Origin of the sequence: Mycobacterium sp. E2733, assembly GCF_001667585.1 — a bacterium.
Taxonomy (GTDB): domain Bacteria; phylum Actinomycetota; class Actinomycetes; order Mycobacteriales; family Mycobacteriaceae; genus Mycobacterium.
In genome coordinates this window covers 1-608 of the sequence record NZ_LZJZ01000043.1, presented here as the reverse complement: position 1 = coordinate 608, position 608 = coordinate 1, and the positions used below count along the sequence as shown (strand labels likewise).

The 608-nt window shown below is 63.0% G+C and carries 1 protein-coding gene; it reads right to left on the bottom strand.

Annotation, left to right across the window (positions count from 1 at the left end; translation table 11 throughout):
- Nucleotides 1-581: TetR/AcrR family transcriptional regulator (locus A5678_RS09630; RefSeq protein WP_068041307.1), on the bottom strand; the 581-nt coding region annotated here is incomplete at its 3' end.
- Between the last annotated feature and the right edge of the window lie 27 nt (nucleotides 582-608).

Sequence of the window (608 nt, the reverse complement as noted above, 5' to 3'; positions counted from 1 at the left end):
ACGTAGCGTCGGACGGTGTCAGGCTTGGACATGTCGAATGTCTGTGCCTCGTTGACGGTAGAGAACGACCAGATGATGCGGGCGAGCCATTCGCTGGCGGCCGTCACGTCGACCCCGGCACCAACCTCTCCGCGGTCACGCGCGTCACGTACGTAGGGTTCGAGAAATTTGGTCGTCCGCCGGACCGCCGTATCCCCGTCAGAGATCATGTGCCGCATCAGCTCAGCGTCATCGGCCATCAAACGGTTGCGAGTTCGGTGGTCGAGCAAGATCCTCGCGTGTGTTTCGGCCATCGCGCCAACCTGCTCGGCCAGCGTGGCCTTCTTGGCCATCGCTGCGGCGACTTCGCGGTAGAAGCGTTGAGCGCCGTGCTCTATGGCCGCTTCGATCAGCACGTCGCGGTCGACGAAGTATCGGTAGATGGTGCCGCGGGACACCTTGGCCATTCGCGCCACGTCCTGAACGCTCGTGCGCTGGATGCCGAGCTGTGTGAAGCATTCGTTTGCCGCGTCGAGAATCTGGTCGCGGCGGTCGAACTCGTCGGTGATCTCCGCTTCGCCGGTCTTCGGGTCGGTCAGCATCTCACTCCTCCACGCCCTCAGGGCTAT